We start from the raw sequence: 22499 nt of genomic DNA, 5'->3' as shown, positions 1-22499 counted from the left end.
CACTCCGTTCGGGGCCGCCCGCGGCGGCGCCCCGGACCTCTCAGCCCTTGTGCTCGCGCAGCGCGGCGAGAGCCCGGTCGGCGTGGGCGCTCATGCGCAGTTCGCTGCGGACCACCTCGAGGACGGTGCGGTCGGCCGCTATCACGAAGGTGACGCGCTTGGTGGGGGCGAGCGAGAAGCCCCGCTTCACCCCGAACCGCTCCCGCACGCTTCCGTCGACGTCGGACAGCAGCGGGAAGCCGAGCGTGTGCCGTTCGGCGAACTCCTGCTGCCGGTCGACCGCGTCACCGCTGATCCCGACCGGACGCGCGCCGGCGGCCGTGAACTCGGTGGCCAGGTCACGGAAGTGGCAGGCCTCGGCGGTGCAGCCGGCGGTGAGGGCCGCGGGATAGAAGAAGAGCACCACCGGCCCCTCGGCCAGCAGCTCGGACAGGCTCCGCATCGCCCCGGTCTCGTCCGGCAGCGAGAAGTCCTCGACCTGGTCGCCGACGTTCACCTGAGATGTCATGACAGTCCCTTTCCGGACCGGGCGACTCCGCGCGCCCACAGGACGAGCGGCACCTGCAGCGGGAGCCGTGCGAGGGCCGCGGCCCGGAGCGGCGCGGGGCGCCCGCGCCAGTCCGCGGCCATCTTGACGTTGGCGGGGAAGACCCCGACGAAGAACGCGGCGGTGGCGAGCGCTGCGACCCGGCGCGTCCGGGGGAGTGCCACCCCGGCCGCCAGGGCGAGTTCGGCGGCGCCGCTCGCGTAGGTCCAGGTTCTCGGTGCTCCCGGCAGTGCGCGCGGGATGATGGCGTCGAACTGCCGCGGTGCGGCGAAGTGGGCGACGCCCGCGGTGGCCAGAAGGCCTGCGAGCAGCAAGGGCGATCGGTCGGGCCGTGGCACGAATTCCTCCTCCGGGGGCCTGCCCGCGGATATTACTGCAGAGTAAGTGCCCGTGGTACGGGTGGGGCTCCTCGGTTGGCTGTGCATCGCGTGCCCTCCGCGTGCCGGCGCCGGTACCGGGGCCGTGCCGGGCGAACGGGGATCGGAATCGCTGCGTCCGGTGGATGCGTGAACGTCCAGGTTTGGGAACGCCGTGCGCGGTGAGCTGTAGAAGGAGACTCGCCCTGGCCGAGACGCGAGGACGTGGAAAGGCCGACGGCGTAGCGCGGTGAAGACCATGGCCGCGGTTCCGCGGGGTCCGCCGTGGATGTCGCGGGGGCCCCGCGCGATTCCGGCCGGGAACGGAGGAGCAGCGGATGTGCCGGCAGGATCAGAGGTCCGCCACCGACACGGTGGCCGGTCCCCGACGGACGGTCCCGACGGGCTCGGGCAGCCCCGCCGATGTGCGGCAGGCGGTCAGGCGCGCCCTCATGGGCCGGCCCGGTGGCCTCGCCCGCCACGACGAGGACGCCCTCGGTGACGCCCTGCTCGTCGCCTCCGAGCTGGTCACCAACGCGATGCTCCACGGAGGCGGGGTCACCGGCTTCGAGGTGACACGTACGGAGCGGGCGGTGCGCGTGTCCGTGAGCGACCGCAGCGATCAACTGCCCGTGCCCGGTGATCCGTTCGGCGACGTCGGCCGGATGCGGGTGGGCGGCCGGGGCTGGATGATCGTCTGTGCCCTGGCCGGCGACGTCGTCGTCTCGAACCTGCGGGCCGGCGGCAAGCGCATAACGGCCGAGGTGCCGCTCTCGGCAGGCCCGTAGGGCTGAACGGCACCGCCCCGCCGCCGGGTCAGGCCGTCAGGGCCTGTCGAAAGGTGGTCGAATCCATCGCCCCGCTCCGCCGGGTCGCCGTGCTCCGGCCCGTCGCCTCGCTCCGACCGGTGGCCTCGCTCCTGCCGACTGCCTCGCTCCTGCCCGTGACGGTCGTCCGTGCCGCGGCCTGGACCGCGTACGTGGTCTTCGCGGGGTCGACGAGCGCGTCTCCCAGCACGATCCGGCCCGCCGCGTGCAGTGCGTCGCACTCGCCGGTGGGTAGCGCCACATAGCAGCCGCCGCGTCCGGTCCCGGGGTCGAGCGGGAGCCAATAGCCGTACCGGCGGCGGCCGTTCGCGTGCACCGTGAGACGGACGGGGTACCGCCGCTGGGTGATCAGCCGGAGTATCTCGGCGCCCTCGGGGCTGAGCTGGGCGCGCGTGCGGGGCAGCGGCCGCAGCATGTCACCGGCCTCCGATCGGCGCTCGCGGCACGGCACGGAGATGCGGGGTCGGCGTCATGTGCGGGCGGCCTTTCGACGAGCGGACGGGATCACACGGCACGGGTGCGGTGCTGTTGCGGCTGACCAGCATTGTTCCGTACGGGACTGACATCGTGGGCGGAACGGTGCTCAGTCCCGTCGCGCGGATGTCTGTGCGCGACGGGACCGGGCGGTGAGCTGCCCCTGGACGAAGGGGTCCGCGGCGGGGTCGTACGAACCGGCGTGGTCGGCCAGGGCCTCGGTGATCCGTTCCCACTCGTCCACCTCCGTCCAAGCGTCGGAGGCGGACGTGCCGCCGTCCGAACCGGCCTCGGCGGCCTCCCGCGCGTCGTCGAGGGCCGCCTTCGCCCGGTGGTGGTTCATTCCCGTGGCGGTGCGGCGCACCCGGTCCCACACGGCGTGCTCCCGCTCGGACGGTTCCCGCTCGGACGGCTCCGGCTCCGGACTCAACGCTCCACCTCGATCGTGCGACGGAATAGCTTGCTTCACCGGAACCGTGTGCCCAGGTCGCGCGGAACGACACCTCCGCGTCGGCGGGCGCAGGCGCTGATTCGGGTCCGTCACCAGGGCAGGAACGCGTGGACGTCCTTGCCGTCGGGCCGCACGATCACACTCACCTGGTCGCAGAGCGCGTGGACGAGATGCCAGCCGATGCCGCCGCCGCCCTGGGAAGGGCGGAAGCGGCGCGGCGCCGGCGGGGTCGTACTGGTGTCGTGGACCGTCACGTGCACACCGCCGGTGGTGGGACGCATCTGGAGTTCGAAGGGGCCGGGAGCGTACTGGATCGTGTTCGCGGCGAGTTCGGTGACCACCAGCAGGATGTCGTCCCAGTGCTCCGCCTGCGAGGGCGGTGTCGCCCGCGCGAGGGCGCGCAGATAGCCGTCCGCGGCCAGTCGCGCGTCGGTCACGTTGCGCAGCTCCCCGCCGAAGGCGCTGGTGAGCGTCCCCAGGTCCTCGGACGCCCCCTTCCTGTTCCGGCTCGGATCGATCTCCATCGTGCCCTTCGTTCGGATCTCGTCGGCGGAATGTCCCTCGCCGCGTCGCGACCCGGTCACCCGCTTCGAACCCGGCCCCCGTGCGGTGCGGCCCGGCGCTGCCCCTCCTGGCTACGCGGAGGTCTCCTGGGAGCGCCGGCGGGAGCGGCGCCGCGCCAGCGCGCGCCGTTCCGCCTCGCTCGTCCCGCCCCAGACACCGACGGTCTGGCTCGTGTCCAGTGCCCACCGCAGGCACTCCTCACGGACCGGGCAGCCCGCACAGACCGCCTTCGCCTCCTGGATCTGGAGCACCGCGGGGCCGGTGCTCCCGATGGGGAAGAACAGATCGGGGTCGACGGTGCGGCAGGACGCGCCTTCGCGCCAGTTCTCCATGGGAACCTCCTGATCGGGTCGAGTGCGTTCCTCGTGCATTCGGTCCCTTCTCGGGTCACCCTTGATCCGCCCGATGAAACAGGCGAGTCGTGCAAAGATCCCGTGGATACTGGGTCGGCCGCGTGTGTCGGCCACGCCGCGCGACGGGATTCCCCGGGTCGGCGGACCGGCGTCACCCGATCGGCGGGGCGGGCGCGTGCCGGGGTGGCAAAATGGAAGCCCAGGTGGGGGCTGGTTCCGCCCCGACCTTCGTTTCGACGGATGAACGGATGGCTCATGGCGCAGGAGTCCGCCGAGGTCTGGGAGAAGTTCGCCATGGCCCTGGCGGACATGGCCCGGGACCTGCTGGCGCAGGACACGGTGCAGGCGACCCTGGACCGGATCGTCGAGCACGCGAAGGTGCTGATCAACGACTGCGACGAGGCCGGCATCCTCACGGTCCGCCGCGGTGAGGTCAGCGCACTGGCCGCGACCGGCGACGTCGTGCGCGAGGCGGACCGCATCCAGCAGGAGCTGCAGGAGGGGCCGTGTTTCGACGCGGTGACCGACCGGCGGCAGCTCTACGTCATCGAGGACCTGAGCCGGCCGTACGAGCGGTGGTCACGCTTCGCGCCCGAGCTGAGGAAGCTGGGCATGGGCAGCGTCATGGGCTTCCTGCTGTTCACCGACGAGGACGCGCTCGGCGCGCTGAACGTGTACTCGCACACCCCGGACGTCTTCGACGAGGCGGCTCAGCGCGCCGGCTGGATCCTGGCCGCGCACGCCGCGGTCGCCCTCTCGGCGGCGCGGAAGCAGCAGCAGCTCGGTCACGCCCTGGAGACCCGGCACGAGATCGGTGAGGCCATGGGCATCCTCATGGAGCGCCACGGCCTCAGCGAGGAGAACGCCTTCGCGGTGCTGAAGAAGGCTTCCCAGGATCACAACATCAAGCTGCGGGAGATCGCCCGCACGGTCTGCGAGACGGGCGAACGCCCGCGCTGAGGGCCGGGACGACCCCGCTGACGGTTGGCCCGACCCGCTGACGGTCGGGCCGGCCCGCGCTGACGGTTGGCCCGACCCCGCTGGCGGTCCGGCTAGAGGAAGCGGCGCAGGGGTACGACGGCCAGCTCCTTGGCCCGCTGGACGGGCGACCTGCGGCGCCAGCGGGTCGGCTCGATGCCCACGGCGTTCTCCCGGTCCTCGTCGAAGTCCCGGTCGAGGGCCCCGGTGAACGCCTCGTCGAGGACGGCCAGCATGACCTCCTCGTCGTGCTCCATCGAGCGCCTGTTGAAATTGGTGCTGCCGATCAAGGACGCCACCCCGTCCACCGTCATGATCTTGGTGTGGAGCATGGTCGGCTGGTACTGGCGTATCTCGACACCGGCGTCCAGCAGCGCGCCGTAGTGGTTCTGGCCGGCGAGCTGACAGGCCCGCTGGTCGGTGTACGGACCGGGCAGCAGGATCTCCACCCGGACACCGCGCCGCGCCGTCGCGCACAGCAGGTCCACGAAGTAGGTGTCGGGCGCGAAGTAGGCGGTGGCGAGGCGGAAGCGTTCCTCGGCGGAGGTGAGCATCACCCGGATGAGGGTCTGCATGTCCTGCCAGCCGAAACTGGCGGAGCCCCGCACCACCTGCACGGTCGCGGTGCCCGGCTGTCCGTGCCCGGTGAAGCGGTCCCGGTCGTCGAAGAGCTCGTCGTGGCACTCCGCCCAGTTCTGCGCGAACGCGGCGGCGATGCCGTCCACGGCTGGCCCCCGCACCTTGACGTGGGTGTCCCGCCACTCGGAGGGACCCCGGGCGTCCCCGCACCACTCCTCGGCGATGCCCACCCCGCCGGTGAACGCCGTGTGCTCGTCCACGACGAGCGCCTTGCGGTGACAGCGGTGGTTCTGCTTGAGGGGGGAGAGCCACAACGGCTTGCGGAACCACGCGACCTGCACACCCGCCGAGGTCATGGACCGCAGCAGCTCCTCCTCGATGCGCTTCGCGCCGAAGCCGTCCAGCAGCAGCCGCACCCGGACACCCTCCCGCGCGCGGTCGGCCAGCGCGGCGGCGAAGTCACGGGCGATCTGTCCGCGCCAGTACACGAACGTCATCATGTCGATGGTGTGCTCGGCGGAGCGCACCGCTTCGAGCATCGCGCCGAAGATCCGGTCGCCGTTCCGCAGGGGAACCAGTTCGTTGCCCTCGGTGGCGGCGATGCCGAGCAGCCGCTCCAGACGTCTGCGGAACCGCTGCTTGCGGCGTCGCGCCTCCGCCGGGTCCACCGTGCCGTACGCCTCGGCTCCCGCCTCGATGGTCTGGGACATCCGCCGTCTCCTTGTCTCGGTGCCGCGTCTCGGTGCCGCGTTCCGTCCGTACGTACCGCGTGCCGCCCCGGCGCCGCGGGCGGGCGCGGGGCAGTGCTGGGGTGGTGGCCCCGCCGGCCCCTTTCCGGCGCGGGTCACCACCCCAGCCGCTCGACCGTGCCGGTCCCGGGGTCGCCCGGCCCCGTACGACCGCCACGGGAGCGATGTCACCGGACCGCCCGTCGGCGTCCGGGACGCGTGCCTAGTGCCCCCGATCCGCCGCGGCAGTCCCCCCGGAGTCCCGTCGCTCCCGGCAGGGCTCCTGGCCACGCCCGACGGGACGTCTGTGGGTGGGGTGTGAAGGTGGGGGAACCCGTGACATGGCCTCCTGAGGTCCGGGAAGAAGGGGAGGCAGCCCGCCCGCACTTCGATCAGCACGGAGTGGCGCCGCCGCGCGGCGAACGGGCAGGACGTACGGCAAGGGAGGCGAAGGAATGACCACCGTCGAACCGCCCTGCGAACTCGGTCCCGGTCTCGGCGCGAGGCTGGAGCGGGATCCGCAGGCCGCTGTGCAGGCCCGGCGGATGGTCCGCACGTTCCTGGGGACGCTGCCACGCGCCGTACCGCGGGAGACCACCGAGGCCGTCATGCTCGTGGTCTCGGAGCTCGTGACGAACGTGGTGCGGCACGCGCGCGGCCGGCTCTGCAGCCTCGACCTGAGGGACATGGGCCACGGAGTGGGCATCTCGGTCTCCGACGACGACCCCGAGCCCCCGCGTCCCCGGCGCCTCGACCTGACCGGACAGGGCGGCCTCGGCTGGCCCCTGGTGCGCCGGCTGTCCTCCGAGCTGACCGTGCTGTCCCGGCCCGACGGCAAGACGGTCCACGCGGTCGTGAGCTTCTGACGAGGACCGGCGGCCGGGGCCGCACGGGCACCCGGCGGCCCGGACCGCCGGATCTCCCGGCCCCCTGCACCCGCCCGCCGGATGTCCCGGCCCTCGGCGCCGGCCCGCCCGGACCGCCGGTCTCCTCGGCCCTCTCAGCGTCCGGCGCCCTCAGGACCGTGCCAGTCGAGGCACACCACGAGGGCGTCGTCCTCGGGGCCCGGCCTGCCCCGGTGGCCGCTCAGTTCCCGCAGGACGGCGCGGGGCACCTCTGTCGCCGGCAGCAATCGGGTGGAGTTGATCGCCATGGCCAGGGCCTTCTCCCCGTACGTCTCTCCGCCCGGCCCGGCCACGGCGTGGACACCGTCGCTCACGAAGAGGAGCCGGTCACCGGGCTCCACGTGGAACTCCTGCACGAGGTAGTCGGTCTCCTCGAACATGCCGAGGGGCAACTGGGCCTCGAAGTCCACGCGCTCGACGGTCCGGCCGCGCAGCCGCAGCATCTGCGGCGAGCCCGCGTCGATCACCTGCATCCGGCCCGTGGACAACTCGAAGTCGAGCATGAGCACGGAGAGATAGCGGTCGCCGCGGTACTGCGCGTAGATCGCCTGGTCGGCGAGGGCCGCCTGGTCGTGGAGCGGGATGCCGGCCCGGCGCGCGTTGCGCAGGGCGTTGATGCCGAGATTGGTGAGCAGCGACGCCTCGATGCCCTCGCCCATCCCGTTCGTGACGTAGAGGGACAGCCGTTCGGCGTCGGCCGACCAGTCGAAGTTGTCGCCGAAGATCGCGTAGGCGGGTTCGAGCTGGGCACCGAGTTCGTACTCGGGCCGGGAGCAGGAGCGGCCGGGCAGGAGTTGCCACTGCATCTCCGCGGCCAGGGTCAGCCGGTCCTTGCGGCGCGCCTGGAGATACAGGTCGGTGTCGCGTTCGGCCACCAGCACCTCGTGGGCGAGGACCTCCGCGACGTCGGCGAGCTCGGCGAGCGTCGCGGTGTCGCATGCGGAGGAGGGCAGGACGACGGACAGGACGCCGAGCCGGTCGCCGCGCACCGTCACCGGGAGGTGCGCCCGTACGATCTCGTCGCCGCGTTGCTCGACGAAGGGCTCCTGCGCGCCGAAGGCCCGGCCCTCGGGGCTGGTGTGCACCGGAATGGGTTCCAGGGTGTGCGGAAGCACCGAGACGGGCTGCAGCACGGTGAGCCCGTAGTCGGCCATGAAGAGTTCGACGGAATCCGCCGCGTAGTGTGCGCACAGCACGTCACGGACGGCGTCCAGCAGCTGGTGGGGCGCCGCGGTGCGCAGCGCACGCTCCGCGGCCACGAATCTGTTCACGATGTCGGACATGCCCATCTCTTGAGTGTTGATATCCACCATTTTGTTCCTGACGTCGGGCCGACAGGCTGACAGTGCTCGAGAAGACTGGGAGAGTTGGACGGTGACTTCCTCAGGCCCGCGCCCGCACCGCAGTGAGGTGGCCCGCGTGACCGCCGAGGCGGCCGAGCTGCTGGAGATCCTCTGGGGCCGCGCCTCGACGGCCCCGGTCTCCGCCTCCCAGCTGCGGGTGCTGTTCGTCCTGGAGCACGACGAGGGCATCAATCTGAGGACCCTGGCCGACGCGCTCGGCTCCACACCTCCCTCCACCAGCAGGCTCTGCGACCGGCTCCAAGCCGTGGGATTCATCGAGCGGGCACCGAGCGCGACGAGCCGCCGCGAGCTGCGGTTGTTCCTGAGCCCCCAGGGCCGGACCTTTCTCGCCGAGCTGCGTGCGCGGCGGGAGCAGGCGGTGGAAGCGGTCCTCGAGCAGATGCCGGCCGCCGGGCGGGCGGCGCTCGTGGAGGGGCTGGCGGCCTTCTGCGTGGCCGCGGCGGCCCAGCTCCACGAGACCGGCCCGACGGAGGCCCGCTCCGCCTAGGCCGTGTCCGGCGCTCCCGTCCGCCGGGCCCTAGTGCGGGGCCGTCCCTTCGCCGATCTGGACCAGCGCGGCGTCCACGTCCTTCACCGACGGTATGGCGAGGCTGACGCCGGTGAGATCCAGGACGCGCTGGACGACCGGGGCCGGGGACACGAGGCGCAGGCCCCCTCCCGCGCGTCCGGCGGCGTCGTGCGCCTTGAGCAGGGCGTTGATGCCGGAGGAGTCCATGAAGGGGACCGCGGACATGTCGAGCAGCAGATGCCGTCGGCCACCGCGGATCTGGTCGGCCAGTCGGTTGTGCAGCTCAGGTGCTGTCTCGACGTCCAGTTCCCCGGCGACGGTGACCAGGGCGATGCCCTCGGCGTACACGGTCGCGTCGATGGACACAGGAGCCTCTTCGGCCGGCACGGTTACCTCCACGTTGGAACTCCGACCCCTCGGGATCGACCCGGCGCGGGGGTACGCCGGTGAGCAGGTCAACGGTTACCCCCCGAACCGAAGTGCACACCTTCGGTTTTCGCCTTTTCGGAGACCGACCGGGGGCCCGGAGTCCGGGTTGCCCCTCGCCCGGAGGTGAGCGAGGTCCGGTGCTCGCGTTCGACCCCGGTGCCTTTTGACTCTCCCTTTCCCGAATTATCTCTGAGGCAGAGGTAATCTCGGATGGTGACGTCGGAATCGGAGAGCTTCCCCGAGACCCTGGCGGACGCCCTCGCCGGGCTGCAGCGGCTGATCAGGCGGCGGCTGCGCCGCGGTACGGCCGGACCGAGCCTGCGCGGTGCCGAGGTCGACCTGCTGCGGCTGGTCGTCGACCGGCCGGGGATCGGTGTGTCGGAGGCGGCCAAGGAGCTCTACCTGGCGGGCAATTCGGTTTCGACCCTGGTCAACAGGTTGACCGCGGAGGGCTATCTGATCCGCGAGACGGACCCGGCGGACCGGCGCGCCGCCCGGCTGCTGTCCACACCGGCCGCCGATGCCCGGCTGCGCGACTGGCGACAGCGGCGCGCGGTGCTCGTACGGGCGCAGGTGGAGCGGCTGGACGCGGCCGACCGCGCCGCTCTGGAGGCCGCCCTTCCGGCCCTGCGCAAACTGGCGGCGAACCTGCACGAGGAGGCCGAGGAGACATGAGACGGCACAGGAGCGGACGCGCGGAACCCGCACGGCCGGTGACCCCGGAACCCGCGTGCGACGCGGTCAACCCCGTCGGCGACGGGGCCGGGAGAGCCCCGGCACCGCTCCTGGCCGGATCGGCCGACTCCGGGGCCGTCGACGGTCCGGCCCCGGACGCCGTGTCGTGTGCCGGACTCGCCTACGCCTTCGGCGAGACGACCGCCGTCGACGGGCTCGACCTCGCCGTTCGTGACGGTGAGGTGTTCGGACTGCTCGGGCCCAACGGCGCTGGCAAGACGACGGCGCTCCGGTGCATCACGACCCTGCTGCCGGTCCCGGCCGGGAAGGTCCGTGTCTTCGGGCACGACGCCACCCGTGAACGCATGGCCGTACGACGCCTGTTGGGGTACGTTCCGCAGCAACTGTCCGCCGACTCCGGTCTCACCGGCCGGGAGAACGTCGCCCTGTTCGCCCGCGTCTTCGACGTGTCCCGGCGCGAACGCGCGGCCCGTGTCGCCCAGGCCCTCGATGCGGTCGGCCTCGCGGACGTGGCCGACCGGCTGGCCAAGACGTACTCCGGAGGCATGGTCCGCCGCCTCGAACTCGCCCAGGCCCTGGTCAGCGCACCGCGCCTGCTGATCCTGGACGAGCCGACCATCGGCCTCGACCCGATCGCCCGTACCAGCGTGTGGGAGCACATCAACGCCGTACGGGCCGCCACCGGGATGACCGTCCTCGTGACGACCCACTACATGGACGAGGCCGACCAGTACTGCGACCGCGTGGCGCTGATGCACCGCGGACGCGTCCGCGCGCTCGGCACCCCGCGGCAGCTCAGGACGGACCTCGGTGAGCGCCGCGGGATCGCGGGCGACGCCGAACCTCCCACGCTCGAGGACGTCTTCCGTGACGTCGCCGGGAGTGGACTCGACGACCGGTCAGGAGACTTCAGCGATGTCCGAAGCACCCGCCGTACCGCTTCCCGCGTCGGCTGACCGCCTCCGCCCCGGGAGTCTCGACCTGCTCGTGACCCCGCCGAGGGCCCGCACGGGCTGGCGTGTGCTGCCTGCCAGGGTCGCCGCGATGTGCGCGGTCGAGCTGCAGAAGCTCCGCCACGACCGCACCGAGCTGTACACCCGCGCGATCCAGCCGGCTCTGTGGCTGCTGATCTTCGGCGAGACGTTCACCCGGATCCACGCGATCCCGACCGGTGGTATCCCCTACCTCGACTATCTGGCGCCCGGCATCATCGCCCAGTCCGCCATGTTCATCGCCATTTTTTACGGCATCATGATCATCTGGGAGCGTGACGCCGGAATCCTCACCAAACTCCTCGTCACGCCCACGCCCCGTTCCGCGCTCATCACCGGCAAGGCGTTCGCCGCGGGAGTGAAGGCACTGATCCAGGCCGTGGTGGTCGTCGTCATCGCCGCGCTGCTCGGGGTGGCCATGACCTGGAACCCCCTGCGGCTGTTCGGAGTGGCGGTGGCCGTCGTGCTCGGTTCGGCCTTCTTCTCCTGCCTGTCGATGACGATCGCGGGCATCGTGCTCACCCGGGACCGGCTGATGGGCATCGGGCAGGCGATTGCCTGCCCATAAGCTATTTCCATGGACGCAGACGAGCAGGAAGCAGGCCGTCAGCCGCTGGCAGACCGCCGCATCTCCCGGTTGTCCTTACCCCGCCAGGGCCGCCGAAGTGCTGTCGAATGGAGCGGAGAGAGGGCAGCGATCTACTGCCGCATCTCGCAGGCGAACGACGACGACCAGACGGGCGTTGACCGTCAGGAGCGGATCTGTCGAGACACCGCCGAGCGTCTCGACCTCACGGTGCCGAACGATCTGGTGTTCGTGGACAACAACCGTTCCGCGTGGAAGCGCAACCGCAAGCGCCCGGGGTGGGACGCGCTGCTCGAAGCTGTGAGCAACGGCCAGGTGAGACACATCCTCGCCTACCATCCGGACCGCCTCATGCGGCAACCCCATGACCTCGAACAGCTCTTGCAGACTGCTGACCAGCACAACATCACGCTGCACGGCCAGGCCAACCGGCGCGATCTCGCCGACCCCGACGACCGGTTCTTCCTCCGCATCGAGGTGGCACACGCCTGCCGATCCAGTGACGACACCTCACGGCGATTGAAGGACTCCACGGTCGACCGAGCCCGGGACGGCCATCCACACGGGGGCAAGCGCCGCTACGGCTACGACGCCTCCGGAACGGTGATCAACATGGCGGAGGCGGCCATCGTCCGGGAAGTCTTCACTCGCTACCTCGACGGCGAGAGCCCGACCGCTCTGGCTCGTGACCTCAACGAACGCAACGAACGAACGGCCCTCGCCCGCGAGTGGAACGCCGACACTGTCCGAGCGCTGCTGGACAGTCACCACGTAGCAGGCATCCGGGTCTTTCGAGGCGAGGAAGTCGGCCCCGGCCAGTGGCCCGCGATCATCAACCAAGGACTTTGGCAGGAGGTGCGCGACCGGCGCACGTACCGGGCACAGGCCAGCCCGAGCCGCCAGAACGAGGACAACCGCTTCTACCTGCTCCGCGGCATCGTGATGTGCAAGCGATGCGGCGTGCGCATGGCCGGGTCCATGAGCAAGTACCTGTGTGGACGCAGCCAGCGCGCGGACAGCAAGTTCTGCGGGCGCAGCGTCTCCGCGCCGACACTGGAAGCGTTTGTGACCGACGCGGCACTCAACCTGTTGGAGCGGCTGGACATGAACGGCGGAGCCGAGGCGCCGAGCCTGACAGCGGCTGATCAGGCGGTCATCGAGGCCGACGAGGAGGAGCTCGCCGAGCTAAAAGACATGTGGGAGTCCGGGGAACTGAAGACGCGCGAGTATCGCGCCATGCGCAAGACGGTGGAGGACCGGATCGCTCAGATCCGCCGCAAGTTGGCGGTCCGGCCGACCGTGGAGGTGCTGGAAGGCTTGGTGGGTCTCAACGCGCGGAGAAGCTGGGGGGCGTTGGAGAAGGGGAAGCAGTACGAGCGCATGAACGCCGTTCTCCGCTTCCTGTTCGGCGCAGTGATCATCGACGCCTCATCGACACGGGGTCGCACCTTCGACTTCGGCCGTGTGGACATCGAGCCGAACGAGCTTTAGCGAAGCGAAAGGGGAGGGACTCGCATGGGGCCACTCCGCAATACTGGCAAACCACTCCCCATGACCATGCTCTTGAAGCTAGCCTGATGATGCCTCATCTCAAGGCAGGGCCGGGGCCTATGGACGAGCGGAATACGTAGGCCCAGGACAACCAGGAGGAGCCTGCGTCGTCCGCGTAGGTTCCGGCCCAATGAGATGAGGTGCAGGGATGGTCACAGCGGAGTCTGGCCGGGTGAGATCTGGCCGGTTACGTGAGGTGGCTTCGCGTATGGCGGTTGCCATGGGGGCGAGAGCTCTTTGGGCCGTTATCACGAAGTTGCTTGGCCATTATGGGGTCGATCTCTGAACCCCGAGTAAGGCGGGAGTGAAGCTCGGTCCCGTGTTGGTCCGGCGTGTTTCCTCCGTCGCGCCGGCCCAGTAGGTCTGTCCCGGTGACCGACTGACCTTCCGCCTTACTCCCTGCCCCTCCTGGTGAGCGAGACCCGCCAACTGCCCGCCTGCCATTGGCGCAGATCTTCTGGAAACCGTTTCAGCGGCGCGACCTTACGGGTCCATACGTGGCGTATGCCCTATCGGACGCTTTGGCCGCCCCCTCGTGCATGAGTAACGACACCCAGCCGATCTTGTCTACGCTCGTTGCCTTGAACGGCTGCGCCAACGCAGCAGGCATCTGAGCCTCGCACGATCGAACTAGAAAGATCCCAGGTCAGCTTGTCCCTCCAGCGGAGCTACACCCGTCCACGAACGGGGGTTGCAGAAGCCGGGCCAGACGCCGCGCCCCTTCAGAGCTGATCTTGGTCGGGAACTTGGCGCACACTCGCTCCAGATGCCGAGCACGTTCCGCCTTGTGATCACGCCGTATCGTCAGGTGATCACCTCCTTCCGGCCGGAGGTGATCTCGTCTCGGGCGATCTCGCGGTTGCGCGCCAGATCGTCCGCGATTCCGGCCGCGATGAGGGAAGCGCCAGGGGTATGGCCGGAGCCTGTGTAGCGCCAGTGACGTTCGGTCATCGTGTCGGGGGCGTCGTCGTGGCCCATGTGGTGGGCGCGTTCGGCGCGGAGTGCTGCGTAGGTGGTGGAGTAGGCGCGGGATTTGGTGAGGATGTGGCCGCGGTAGCCGAGGGTGTGGGCCCAGGCCCGGAGGTGGAGGGGTTCGTACTCGGGGAGGCCGCCGAGGCGCCAGCAGGTGTGCATGAGAGTGCGGACGTGATCGTTCACGGGTGCGGACTCGATGTCACCACGGGTGGTGATCGGGTGATCGATGCCGGCGCCTGTCTCGCTCGCTCCCTTGGTGACGTACTTGCCGACGTACGCGGCTACGGCATCGTCGTCGGGACCGAGGCTGTCGGCTCGGAGAGGCCGGATGTCGATCTGGGTGCCCCATCGGAGTTCGAGTTCGCCGAGGGCGGGACTGTGGGGAGTGCGGACCAGGACACGTTGGGCAGAGGTGCGTACGGAGTCGATGAGCAGGTCCGCGGCGCCCCAGGCCGGGGGTTCGTCGGCGGGTCCGTTCGGGCCGTCGAGGCGGACGACGGCGTGCACATGGACGGCGGCACGCTTCTGGTACTCGGCGACGCGAGTGAAGGACAGTCGGGCGTGCCGGGCGAAGTGGGACTGGACGAAGCCCGCGGAGGCGGCGATGCGGCGGCGGACGTCGATGACGAATCGGTCCCACAGCTTGGAGGCGTGCGCGTGCCAGAGCACGTGGGCCGTGTAGTCGTAGCAGTCGGGGCACAGTGGTTGGCCGACGACCGACGCATCTGAAGCGTGCACCGTCCGGCAGCCGATGGGGCGTCCGTGCTCGCAGGTTCCGCCATCGCGGCGGGGGCGGCACTGCTCTCCGGCACGGTGGACGGGGCCGAAAGACGGGGCGGTGAGGGTGATGAAGAGCCGAGGTCGATGGCGGACCGATTCGGGGACGTTCTTGCCGCCGAGGAGGCCGGCGCGCACCAGGTGGAAGGTGTCACCGGCGTGAAGACGGGAGCAGGCGGGGCAGACGGTTGCGCGGCGGTTGCGGCAGCGGACGAGGAGACGTTCGCCGGGTTCGTCACGAGTGTCGTAGTGCTGGAGGATCTCCCCGGTCCCACCATCCAGGGTGGTGGTGAAGCCGGAGAGGTGGACTGGGTGGGCGCAGCCGCCGGTAGCGGCTATCTGCTCCAGCCAGCGGGGGAACTTCGGGTCTTGGGCGATGCGGATGGCATCGCGGTCTGCTTCTGAGAGCTGACGCAGGCGCGCCGCGCGGTCGAGAACGGCGCGCCTGTCAGCCGGGGTGATTTCCGGGGTGATGGTGGTGACCTTCCAAGGTTGGCCGCCGAGGCGGCACGGGTGATGGTTGGTGGCGCGCTGTCGGTCATGGGGATCGCTCCCTTGCGTGGTCGGGCTGAGGGTGGCCAGGTCAGCGGATGGTTCCGGTGCCCCGGCAGACGCGGCAGCGCCGTGTCCGTCCGGTCCAGGTCTTGCGGGCTCCGTCGCCCTTGCAGTGCGGGCACCGCACGCGAGGCATAGGCATAGGCGTGCGTCCTTCCTGATCAGAAGTGGGCGAAGCCGGTGAGGATCCAGGTCATGAAGCCGTTGATGGTGAGGCTGACCGGGGTCTGACCGAGGTACATGCCGAACAGGGCGATGCAGGCCGCTTCCCAGATCCGCACGTCACGAGAGCGGACGAGGAGGAAGGTGATGACCCCGAAGAGCAACACGAGGGACACGGCCGTACCGGCGCTGATCACTTGTCGCCTCCTTCCAGGGCTGCGAGTGCTCCCGCGAGGCCCGGCAAGTCGGGTGTCATTCCGGCGTACTTGCGTGTGACGGACACGGCTTCATCCGTCGGCGTGAGGTGGGACCGGGCACGGCTCCATCCGCCATCGGGCCCGGTGCATACGGCCACACCCCGCTCCTGTGCGCTGATCGACTGGGCGACGATCACGGCGTCCTTGTTCAGATCACCCAGGGCCATTTCGGCCGTGCCGGGGTCGTTGACGCGGTGGCAGATCCGGCCACCGAGCTGGGCGCGCAGGGCGGTGACGCCGGGGCCGAGGTCGGAGCCGACCCGCTGGCCGGCGACCACCAGGTGGATACCGAGCGCGGCTCCGAGCTGCGCGATGCGGAGCAGGAGCGTGGAGCACTGCTCCGCCTCTGCCTTGCCCTCCCGCGTGCCGTCAGAGAGGTACAGCTCCGCGATCTCGTCGACGATCACCACCACGGGTATGGGCCGCAGCTTCTCCGGGAGCTCCCAGATCGATCGCGCGCCGGCCGTGCGGCACGCACTCATCCGATCTTGCATGTCGACCACCAGGGCCGAGAGCACGGCAACGGCCTCACGTCGACAGGTAGCCAGTGCGCTCAGCCGTCCGGCGAACAGGCCCAGTTCCATGCCGCCCTTGCAATCGATCCCGACCAGGGCAACCCGCTGAGTGGCGAGTTGAGTGATCAGCCGGGCCAGCAGCGTGGACTTCCCCGACCGGGTGGCCCCGACGACCAGCCAGTGCGGCACCACGCGCAGGTTCATCACCCAGGCTCCGCCGCTCTCCAGGACACCGATGAGCGCGGAGAGAAGTTCGGCCGGAGCCGTGGCTAAGCCGGGCCGCTCCAGGGGATCCGTGGCCGTCGCGGTCAGGAGTACGAGGCCACGTTCGGGGGAGGTGACGCGTACCGAGTGGACCTTCCAGGCGTGCACCAGCGCGTCCGCCGCCTTCATGTACGTCGCGGGGGTCTGGCCCGCGTGCAGGTGCACGGCCACGGTCAGGCCGAGGCGGTTCGCCCTGGGGAAGGAGCGCCGCGGGGTGAGCGGCCGTAGCGGATCGCCCTTGACGACCAGGTCCCCGAGAAGCCCGCGCGACGGACGGTGGGAGACGGTGAGGTCGTTGAGCAGGGCGACCTTGCGCCAGGTTAACAGCACCCGGCAGCTGGTGGCCGGGTAGCCGATCAAGTACCAGTGCCAGGCCGGACGGTGCTGGCGCACCAGGTCACCGACGACGAGCAGCCAGGCCAGAACGGCGAGCGCGAGGGCGAGCAGGATCGGCCCCATCACGCGTCACCGCCCTTCGCGCGTGCCGCCGGGCTGCCAGGCACCGGGGTGATCGCGTCGGCGCGGAAGCTGACGCCGTGCCGGTCGCCCATCGACCACATGAACGCGGTCAGTCCGGTGACCTTGACGATCTGCCCTTCGTCGATGCCCTGGGGCTGGCCGCTGACGGCGATCTCGATGACGGAGATCCGTCGTCCGTCCTGCCGCACGGTGACGGCGACGGTCCAGACCGGGTTACCGTCCCGGTCCCTCTTCACCTCCTGTGTCTCGAAGTTGCTGATCTTCGCTTCCGGTGCAATGGCGCACCGCAGTACGCCCAGTCGTGCCGTGTCCACGGGAATGGACTGCATTGCGTGGCCTCCTTGGCCAATCAGGACGCCCGACACATTCAGACGTCACTTGTCCTTACGAGTGATGACTATGCGGCTCTGTACGGCGAGGGCGCAACTACTTATGCTGACGAGTGATGTCGCGCGTGCGACGTGCCTACGACCTCACCCGGAGATGCCGAGATGACAGAGATCCAGCGCCCCGGAGCCCTCTACCAGCAGGTCGCCGCCGCGATCCGCCAAGCGATCCTGGCCGGCGAGTACGAACCCGGAGGCCCGCTCCCCTCCGAGGCCCAGCTCATGGAGCGCTACAAGGTCTCGCGCCCCACCGTCCGCAACGCCGTCGCCGCATTGCGCGCGGAGGGACTCATCGACGTCCATCACGGCAAGGGCAGCTTCGTACGCTCCGACAAGGGCCCCGCCCTCCCGATCTCCCGCCACATCGGCAGGACACCGGCCGGGCATTTCAGGCTGTACGGCGTCGCCGTGTGGCAGCAGGCCGAGGAACCGCACACCTACCGCACCCACACCACCGAAGCCACGGCCCAACTGCTGGGACTCCAGGTGGGAGAAGCCCTGTTCGGCTGTGACCAACTGCTCGCCGACCCGGACACCGGAGCCCGCGCGATGCTCCGCACCCTGATCCCCTTCGCCACCGTCGACGCCGTATCCGATCTCAGCAAAAGGCCGGACGCCGCCCCCGCCGCGATCTACAGCATGCTGACGGCGGCCGGACACGAGCTGTGGTGGTCGGAGTCGGTACGGGCCCGCATGCCGCTGCCCGACGAGCGCACCACGCTGCGCCTGCCCGACGCGACCCCAGTCCTGCACGTCTCCCGCGTCACCTGCGGCACCGACGACCAGGCCCTGCTCCTCGAAGAACTCCACATCGGAGCAGCCCGCACCGAACTCACCTACCGGATCGACGCGGGCGAGTAGCCCGCACGACGAACCCGCACAGGAACACCTACGCACCCCGTGACGCATGCTCAGGACATGAGCGCATACAGAAGCGACCTGGACCTTGAGGTCTACGACGTGACGGGCAACGGGGTACAGGTCGACGTCGCAACCAACGCCCTGGACGGCACAGTTCGACTGGCCGTGCTGTTCACCCAAGAGATCTACCTGTCGGCCGACGACGCCGAGCGAGTTGCCCAATCGCTGCTGCGCGCCGCAGCACACGCCCGCCGCTTCGAGCCGAAGACCGACCCGAAGCCGTAGATCGGTCGAAACAGTCTTCACTTCCTCAAGGGCGCGCCTGCGGCGCGCCGGGCAGCCCGGCCGCCCCGGCCGGGCGTGCGGCGTGGCCGCCGGTCCCGTCCGGTCGCCCGACTGCCCGCACCACAGCACGCCCAAGGAGTTGAAGCATCGACCCACCGGAGCGGGCCGGGACCCATGGGGCTGGGGGTCGCCGGCCACCGAGACTTTAGACAGCTCCCATGGAGCGAGCCTCGAAGAACAGGGGGCCGATCGGGCTGTTGCGGGCAGGTCCAAGGACTGCCCGATCCGCTGGCGAGCGTAAGGCCCCCTGTTCACTCGCCCCATGGCAGCTACCGTCCAAAGTCTCAGCGACCGACGACGTGCCCACGCGCGCCACTCACCAGCAAGAGGACGCGTCACGCCGCACCGCCCGAGATCCCCTCCAGGAGCACAGAAAGCCGGTCCACCGAATCGAGCCGGCCCGCCACCCGCACGACGCCCCGCCCGCTCTCGTCCGTCGAGGCAACAGCCCGCACCTGCGACAGCTCGAACCCCGCCCCGAGCAGTGCCCGGTTGAGCCGGTCCGCAGCATCCCGCGCCGCACGCCAGCCCGCGATGTAGTCGACGCCGCACACCCACAAACCACGGTCCGCGCCCTCGAAGTCGAGACCGTCTCTCAACCAGTCCTCATCCGAGCCAGTCACCTTGCCCACCTCTGCCCTGATCTAGTAACGGATCGTCAACTCTCTTTTCTTCAGGGCAGATGCGCAGCGCAGCGGCCCCGGTACCATCAGGCACCGGGGACCGCTGCGTCCCCTCCCGGACCACCCCGGTTGCTTCCCGGCGCGGGGGTGGTCCGGTCTCGGTATGAGGTTGTGAAGCGCGGCCCCTCAGCTCGGGAGGGGAGCTCCCGGGATGATCCGAGGAACCGCGCCCCGTACGGCCGAAGCGGGTCAGACTCCGGCCGGCGTCCGGACCGCCGCTCACTCCCGATCACGTGAGAGTGGACAGGCGTGCGGCCCGGAGATCTCTAGGTAGCGCTGTCGAGGTCGAAGCGGACCCACACGGTCTTGCCTCCCGGGCCCTTTGGCGACCACCACACCGCGTCGGCCAGTCGCTGGATGATCAGCAGCCCCCGCCCCTGGTCGGGCAGCAACGCCTCGGAGAAATCACCCACCAGCTCCGGCGAGACGAACTCCCGGGCCGGAAGATCGGGCGGAGTCGAGTCCTCGTCAGCGACGCCGATGAACAGCCACCCGGGCCACGCCTTCACCAGCACGTCGATCCGCCGTGCGGCACCGGGTTGGGTCAGGCAATCGTCCGGCACTGCGTGGTGTACGACGTTGCCCACCAGCTCCGAGACAACGAGCCGGCCATCGTCGACCATGTGGCCGAGCCCCCAGTCCTGGAGGCAGGCGCCCACCATGTTGCGTGCGGCGCACGCGGTGCCGGCGGACTCGTCGAAGAGCGTCAGCGCCCGGAAGTGCCCCGCTGAGGGATCCTGCGCCGCGTCACGCAGCGGGACCGCCCGCGGGATGTTCGCTCTGCGTTTGCTCTGCCGAGCTTCCATTGCGTCCCCTGCCCACTGCCGACGAACCCTGTAGCCCGTCGCTCCGTGCAGAACAGTGAACGGCGCGGGCTGCGGAACCGGGAGCGTTCACCAGGGGGTTCACGTGAACACCGGCAAATGCAAAGGGGGTTCACCGATGAACCCCCCAATGTCATAACCCTGTGCCACGATGAATGCTCGCTGTCATTCTCGGGTTGGCAGGGGAGCATGAGCCGAGAGCCGAACGCACAGTTGATCGCGGTCATGACCGAAGCGAACGTCTCCAACAAGGGACTCGCCAAGCGGATGCAGGACGCCGCTGCCCAGCGCGGAACGAGTCTCGGGACGACGCACGTCGCCGTGCAGCGTTGGCGAGACGGCGCGGGCATCCAGCCCCAGACGGCGGCCATCATGGCGGACGTTCTCAGTTCCAAGCTGAACCGCCGCATCACACCGGCCGACCTCGGATTCTTCGCCCAGCTCCGGCAGGCGACACCGCAGCCGATCGAGTACCCGGGCACCGTGTCCGACGTGCTGTCCATGCTCGACGGACTCGCCGACGAGCGGGTTGAAGCCGTCACCCCCGACCACCCGGCGGTCGCGGACACCGACCTCAACTCGGCGGTCCTGTCATGGATGATCGCGCGCCCCGACGGCGTCGAGGCCGACAGGCCCGCTCACCAACGCATCGGTATGCGCGACGTGCGGGCCATCCGAGACGCGGCCAGCATGTTCATGCAGCTCGACTTCAAGTACGGCGGAGGCCACGGTCATCGGGCCCTCCGCCACTACTTCCGCCAGGAGGTCTTACCTCTCTTGGAGGCCAGCTACAGCGAGAAGGTCGGCACCGCGCTATTCGGGGCCGCTGCCGAGGTCTCGCAGCTGCTCGCGTGGACCGCGTACGACACCGGAAACCAGCGTCTCGCCCACCGCTACCTGACGTCGACACTGCGCCTGTCCCAGGTCATCGACGACCGCATGTTCGGCGCCCGGATCCTCGGCAACCTCAGCCACCAGGCCAACTACCTGGGCAACCACGCCCAGGCCATCCAGCTCGCGCGCGCCGCCGTCGAAGGCGCGAAGGGCAGGGCCACGCCGCGGGCCATGGCGAACTACTCAGCCATGGAAGCCCGCGCCCTGGCCAACGGAGGAGACCCGATCGGCGCCGGCCGGGCGATGAACGAAGCCGAACGCCACTTCGAGCACTCCGACACCGCCGACGACCCCGCGTGGCTCGACTACTTCGACTCCGCGGAACTCATGGGCGAACTCTGCCACTGCTTCCGCGACCTCAAGATGCGCCGCGAATCCGTCGAGGCAGCGCAACGCGCGGTCGATCAAACCGACCCGAAGTACGCCCGCACCCTGGGGTTCTGCCGCATGGTGCTCGCCCAAAGCCACCTTCTGAACGGTGAACTGGAAGCCGCCGTCACGACAGCCAGTCTGGCCGTGGATGGCGGGGACACCCTCCAGTCCGCCCGCTTCCAGCGCTACGTGACCGACTTCCAAGCCGAAGTGAGCATCCACGCGACGAACCCGATCGTGGCAGCCTTCAGCGACCAAGTGCGCGACGCCCTCGCCCGCCTGGACGACGACGAGTAGCGACTACCAGGGATGCCAGTCCCGAGGCCCGTCGTCATTCCGCAGCCCAGCGATACGCCGGCGATACTCGGCCGCCGTCCGCTCGTCCTCCTGCACGTTTTGCATCAGCCACGTCGTCATGCCGAACTCCTGCAACCCGCGCAGCGTCTCGTACCCGTGCCACTCGTACAGATCCCGCCCGTAGGCCCTTACGAAGTCGGCGTACTGCTCGTCGGTCTGCCAGCCGAGACTGTGATGCTCAACAGCGGTAACCATCAGGTCCCACTCAGGATGATCGAAACAGAAGGCCTCGAAGTCGATCAGGATCACGCGTCCTTGGTCGTCCACCATGAGGTTCTGCACGTGAGCATCACCGTGCACCGGCCCCTTGGGCGTCTCGAACCGCAGCTCTTCGAACTTGTCACGCAACTCCCGCCACCGCTTCCGCAGGAAGACCTTGTCATCCGCTGGAATCACGGCCCGATCGAGCCGCAACTCCTGCTTGTCAAAGGGATCGAACGGCGGCAGCTCCAAGCTGGCCGGCAGGCTCAAGGAGTGCAGATCCCTCAGGATCGCGCCCAGCTCCCCGTACGTCGCCTTGCGATCCCCCTCCTCGATCAGATGCCAGAACGTCACAGGGTGCCCGTCGACCACGAGCGGCTGTTCCAGATCCTCAACGACCCGCGCAGCGGGAAACCCTTCCGCCGCCAGCCACCGCCCCACAGCCACCTCGTTGCGCGACTTCGGCAACCACTCCTCCCCACGGGCCACCCGCACGATCACCGGCACAGAAGCCAGCCGGAACAACGCGTTCTCTCCGAGCCGGATCAACTCCGCGCCTCGGTCGTCGAGCCCCGCAGCCCGGCACGCGGCAACCATCACTCGCGTCGCCCCTGCCGAGCTGAACCCCTCTTCAGACCGAGCAGCATCAACCGCCATGCCCGCACCAGCTCCCCTAGTCGCACGCGATCAACCGGCACACGCC

26 protein-coding genes and 1 pseudogene are annotated in these 22499 nt (G+C 69.8%); 11 read left to right on the top strand and 16 right to left on the bottom strand.

What is annotated here, in order from left to right; translation table 11 throughout:
- Nucleotides 1-40: 40 nt before the first annotated feature.
- Nucleotides 41-508 (bottom strand): peroxiredoxin, encoded by a 468-nt coding sequence (locus ACFYYF_RS15400; RefSeq protein WP_361692480.1) that lies wholly within the window; start codon nucleotides 506-508, stop codon nucleotides 41-43.
- Nucleotides 505-885 (bottom strand): DoxX family protein, encoded by a 381-nt coding sequence (locus ACFYYF_RS15395; protein WP_361692483.1) that lies wholly within the window; start codon nucleotides 883-885, stop codon nucleotides 505-507. The genes ACFYYF_RS15400 and ACFYYF_RS15395 overlap by 4 nt, the downstream gene beginning before the upstream one ends.
- A gap of 356 nt (nucleotides 886-1241) precedes the next feature.
- Between ACFYYF_RS15395 and ACFYYF_RS15390 the strand changes: the two genes are divergently transcribed.
- Nucleotides 1242-1691 carry an ATP-binding protein gene (locus ACFYYF_RS15390; protein ID WP_388775648.1) on the top strand — a complete coding sequence of 150 codons (450 nt, stop codon included), beginning with the start codon at nucleotides 1242-1244 and terminating at the stop codon, nucleotides 1689-1691.
- Nucleotides 1692-1719: 28 nt separating this feature from the next.
- Here the strand turns inward: ACFYYF_RS15390 and ACFYYF_RS15385 are convergent, their stop codons facing one another.
- The 4 genes from ACFYYF_RS15385 to ACFYYF_RS15370 form a co-directional block, all read right to left on the bottom strand.
- The gene (locus ACFYYF_RS15385; RefSeq protein ID WP_388775646.1) at nucleotides 1720-2145 is read right to left on the bottom strand and encodes a hypothetical protein; all 426 of its coding nucleotides are present in this window, start codon (nucleotides 2143-2145) and stop codon (nucleotides 1720-1722) included.
- 168 nt (nucleotides 2146-2313) lie between these two features.
- Nucleotides 2314-2634 (bottom strand): hypothetical protein, encoded by a 321-nt coding sequence (locus ACFYYF_RS15380; RefSeq protein WP_388775643.1) that lies wholly within the window; start codon nucleotides 2632-2634, stop codon nucleotides 2314-2316.
- 110 nt (nucleotides 2635-2744) lie between these two features.
- Nucleotides 2745-3179, bottom strand: coding sequence for an ATP-binding protein (locus ACFYYF_RS15375; protein WP_388775640.1), 435 nt, complete (start codon nucleotides 3177-3179; stop codon nucleotides 2745-2747).
- A 111-nt stretch (nucleotides 3180-3290) separates the two neighbouring features.
- Nucleotides 3291-3551 carry a WhiB family transcriptional regulator gene (locus ACFYYF_RS15370; protein WP_361692498.1) on the bottom strand — a complete coding sequence of 87 codons (261 nt, stop codon included), beginning with the start codon at nucleotides 3549-3551 and terminating at the stop codon, nucleotides 3291-3293.
- A gap of 261 nt (nucleotides 3552-3812) precedes the next feature.
- On the opposite strand from ACFYYF_RS15370, the gene ACFYYF_RS15365 reads away from it, so the two are divergent.
- Entirely contained in the window at nucleotides 3813-4532 is a 720-nt protein-coding gene (locus ACFYYF_RS15365) for a GAF and ANTAR domain-containing protein (protein WP_388775637.1), read from the top strand.
- A 92-nt stretch (nucleotides 4533-4624) separates the two neighbouring features.
- Here ACFYYF_RS15365 and ACFYYF_RS15360 read toward each other — a convergent pair whose 3' ends face one another.
- Nucleotides 4625-5839 carry a phosphatidylserine/phosphatidylglycerophosphate/cardiolipin synthase family protein gene (locus ACFYYF_RS15360; protein WP_388775635.1) on the bottom strand — a complete coding sequence of 405 codons (1215 nt, stop codon included), beginning with the start codon at nucleotides 5837-5839 and terminating at the stop codon, nucleotides 4625-4627.
- Nucleotides 5840-6312: 473 nt separating this feature from the next.
- On the opposite strand from ACFYYF_RS15360, the gene ACFYYF_RS15355 reads away from it, so the two are divergent.
- Nucleotides 6313-6723, top strand: a complete 411-nt coding sequence (locus tag ACFYYF_RS15355; protein WP_388775632.1) for an ATP-binding protein — start codon at nucleotides 6313-6315, stop codon at nucleotides 6721-6723.
- Nucleotides 6724-6857: 134 nt separating this feature from the next.
- Here ACFYYF_RS15355 and ACFYYF_RS15350 read toward each other — a convergent pair whose 3' ends face one another.
- Nucleotides 6858-8045, bottom strand: a complete 1188-nt coding sequence (locus ACFYYF_RS15350; protein ID WP_388775631.1) for a PP2C family protein-serine/threonine phosphatase — start codon at nucleotides 8043-8045, stop codon at nucleotides 6858-6860.
- A 136-nt stretch (nucleotides 8046-8181) separates the two neighbouring features.
- Here ACFYYF_RS15350 and ACFYYF_RS15345 point away from each other — a divergent pair, with 136 nt between their 5' ends.
- On the top strand, nucleotides 8182-8613 hold the full coding sequence (locus ACFYYF_RS15345; RefSeq protein ID WP_388775628.1) for a MarR family winged helix-turn-helix transcriptional regulator: 432 nt from the start codon (nucleotides 8182-8184) through the stop codon (nucleotides 8611-8613).
- Between the two features lie 30 nt (nucleotides 8614-8643).
- Here the strand turns inward: ACFYYF_RS15345 and ACFYYF_RS15340 are convergent, their stop codons facing one another.
- Nucleotides 8644-9021: an STAS domain-containing protein gene (locus tag ACFYYF_RS15340; protein ID WP_388775625.1), complete on the bottom strand. Its 378-nt coding sequence runs from the start codon at nucleotides 9019-9021 to the stop codon at nucleotides 8644-8646.
- Nucleotides 9022-9276: 255 nt separating this feature from the next.
- On the opposite strand from ACFYYF_RS15340, the gene ACFYYF_RS15335 reads away from it, so the two are divergent.
- The 4 genes and pseudogenes from ACFYYF_RS15335 (at nucleotide 9277) to ACFYYF_RS15320 (ending at nucleotide 12828) form a co-directional block, all read left to right on the top strand.
- Nucleotides 9277-9738 (top strand): MarR family winged helix-turn-helix transcriptional regulator, encoded by a 462-nt coding sequence (locus ACFYYF_RS15335; protein ID WP_388775622.1) that lies wholly within the window; start codon nucleotides 9277-9279, stop codon nucleotides 9736-9738.
- Entirely contained in the window at nucleotides 9735-10715 is a 981-nt protein-coding gene (locus ACFYYF_RS15330) for an ABC transporter ATP-binding protein (protein WP_388775620.1), read from the top strand. The genes ACFYYF_RS15335 and ACFYYF_RS15330 overlap by 4 nt, the downstream gene beginning before the upstream one ends.
- Nucleotides 10675-11316: pseudogene (locus ACFYYF_RS15325) on the top strand (ABC transporter permease); the annotation flags it as partial. The gene ACFYYF_RS15330 and the pseudogene ACFYYF_RS15325, both read left to right, overlap by 41 nt.
- Before the next feature lie 12 nt (nucleotides 11317-11328).
- Complete coding sequence (locus ACFYYF_RS15320) at nucleotides 11329-12828, top strand: recombinase family protein (RefSeq protein ID WP_388775617.1); 1500 nt, start codon at nucleotides 11329-11331, stop codon at nucleotides 12826-12828.
- 864 nt (nucleotides 12829-13692) lie between these two features.
- Here the strand turns inward: ACFYYF_RS15320 and ACFYYF_RS15315 are convergent.
- The 4 genes from ACFYYF_RS15315 to ACFYYF_RS15300 form a co-directional block, all read right to left on the bottom strand.
- A complete protein-coding gene (locus ACFYYF_RS15315) occupies nucleotides 13693-15057 on the bottom strand; it encodes a replication initiator (RefSeq protein WP_388775748.1) in 1365 nt (454 codons plus the stop codon).
- Between the two features lie 299 nt (nucleotides 15058-15356).
- On the bottom strand, nucleotides 15357-15554 hold the full coding sequence (locus tag ACFYYF_RS15310) for a hypothetical protein (RefSeq protein ID WP_384794548.1): 198 nt from the start codon (nucleotides 15552-15554) through the stop codon (nucleotides 15357-15359).
- Nucleotides 15551-16852 (bottom strand): FtsK/SpoIIIE domain-containing protein, encoded by a 1302-nt coding sequence (locus ACFYYF_RS15305; RefSeq protein ID WP_388775746.1) that lies wholly within the window; start codon nucleotides 16850-16852, stop codon nucleotides 15551-15553. The genes ACFYYF_RS15310 and ACFYYF_RS15305 overlap by 4 nt, the downstream gene beginning before the upstream one ends.
- Nucleotides 16852-17202: a hypothetical protein gene (locus ACFYYF_RS15300; RefSeq protein WP_388775614.1), complete on the bottom strand. Its 351-nt coding sequence runs from the start codon at nucleotides 17200-17202 to the stop codon at nucleotides 16852-16854. The genes ACFYYF_RS15305 and ACFYYF_RS15300 overlap by 1 nt, the downstream gene beginning before the upstream one ends.
- A gap of 162 nt (nucleotides 17203-17364) precedes the next feature.
- Between ACFYYF_RS15300 and ACFYYF_RS15295 the strand changes: the two genes are divergently transcribed.
- Both ACFYYF_RS15295 and ACFYYF_RS15290 read left to right on the top strand, forming a co-directional pair.
- On the top strand, nucleotides 17365-18120 hold the full coding sequence (locus ACFYYF_RS15295) for a GntR family transcriptional regulator (RefSeq protein WP_388775611.1): 756 nt from the start codon (nucleotides 17365-17367) through the stop codon (nucleotides 18118-18120).
- A 57-nt stretch (nucleotides 18121-18177) separates the two neighbouring features.
- Nucleotides 18178-18405 (top strand): hypothetical protein, encoded by a 228-nt coding sequence (locus ACFYYF_RS15290; protein WP_388775609.1) that lies wholly within the window; start codon nucleotides 18178-18180, stop codon nucleotides 18403-18405.
- A 395-nt stretch (nucleotides 18406-18800) separates the two neighbouring features.
- On the opposite strand, the gene ACFYYF_RS15285 is transcribed toward ACFYYF_RS15290, so the two are convergent.
- Together ACFYYF_RS15285 and ACFYYF_RS15280 are read right to left on the bottom strand one after the other, a co-directional pair.
- Nucleotides 18801-19088 (bottom strand): hypothetical protein, encoded by a 288-nt coding sequence (locus ACFYYF_RS15285; protein WP_388775608.1) that lies wholly within the window; start codon nucleotides 19086-19088, stop codon nucleotides 18801-18803.
- 326 nt (nucleotides 19089-19414) lie between these two features.
- Nucleotides 19415-19954 carry an ATP-binding protein gene (locus ACFYYF_RS15280; protein WP_388775605.1) on the bottom strand — a complete coding sequence of 180 codons (540 nt, stop codon included), beginning with the start codon at nucleotides 19952-19954 and terminating at the stop codon, nucleotides 19415-19417.
- 207 nt (nucleotides 19955-20161) lie between these two features.
- Between ACFYYF_RS15280 and ACFYYF_RS15275 the strand changes: the two genes are divergently transcribed.
- The gene (locus tag ACFYYF_RS15275) at nucleotides 20162-21535 is read left to right on the top strand and encodes a sporulation protein (protein ID WP_388775603.1); all 1374 of its coding nucleotides are present in this window, start codon (nucleotides 20162-20164) and stop codon (nucleotides 21533-21535) included.
- A gap of 3 nt (nucleotides 21536-21538) precedes the next feature.
- Here ACFYYF_RS15275 and ACFYYF_RS15270 read toward each other — a convergent pair whose 3' ends face one another.
- Nucleotides 21539-22453, bottom strand: coding sequence for an aminoglycoside phosphotransferase family protein (locus ACFYYF_RS15270; RefSeq protein WP_388775601.1), 915 nt, complete (start codon nucleotides 22451-22453; stop codon nucleotides 21539-21541).
- Between the last annotated feature and the right edge of the window lie 46 nt (nucleotides 22454-22499).

Source organism: Streptomyces sp. NPDC001914, assembly GCF_042891215.1.
Taxonomy (GTDB): Bacteria; Actinomycetota; Actinomycetes; order Streptomycetales; family Streptomycetaceae; genus Streptomyces.
This window is presented reverse-complemented; position numbering and strand designations above follow the sequence as displayed.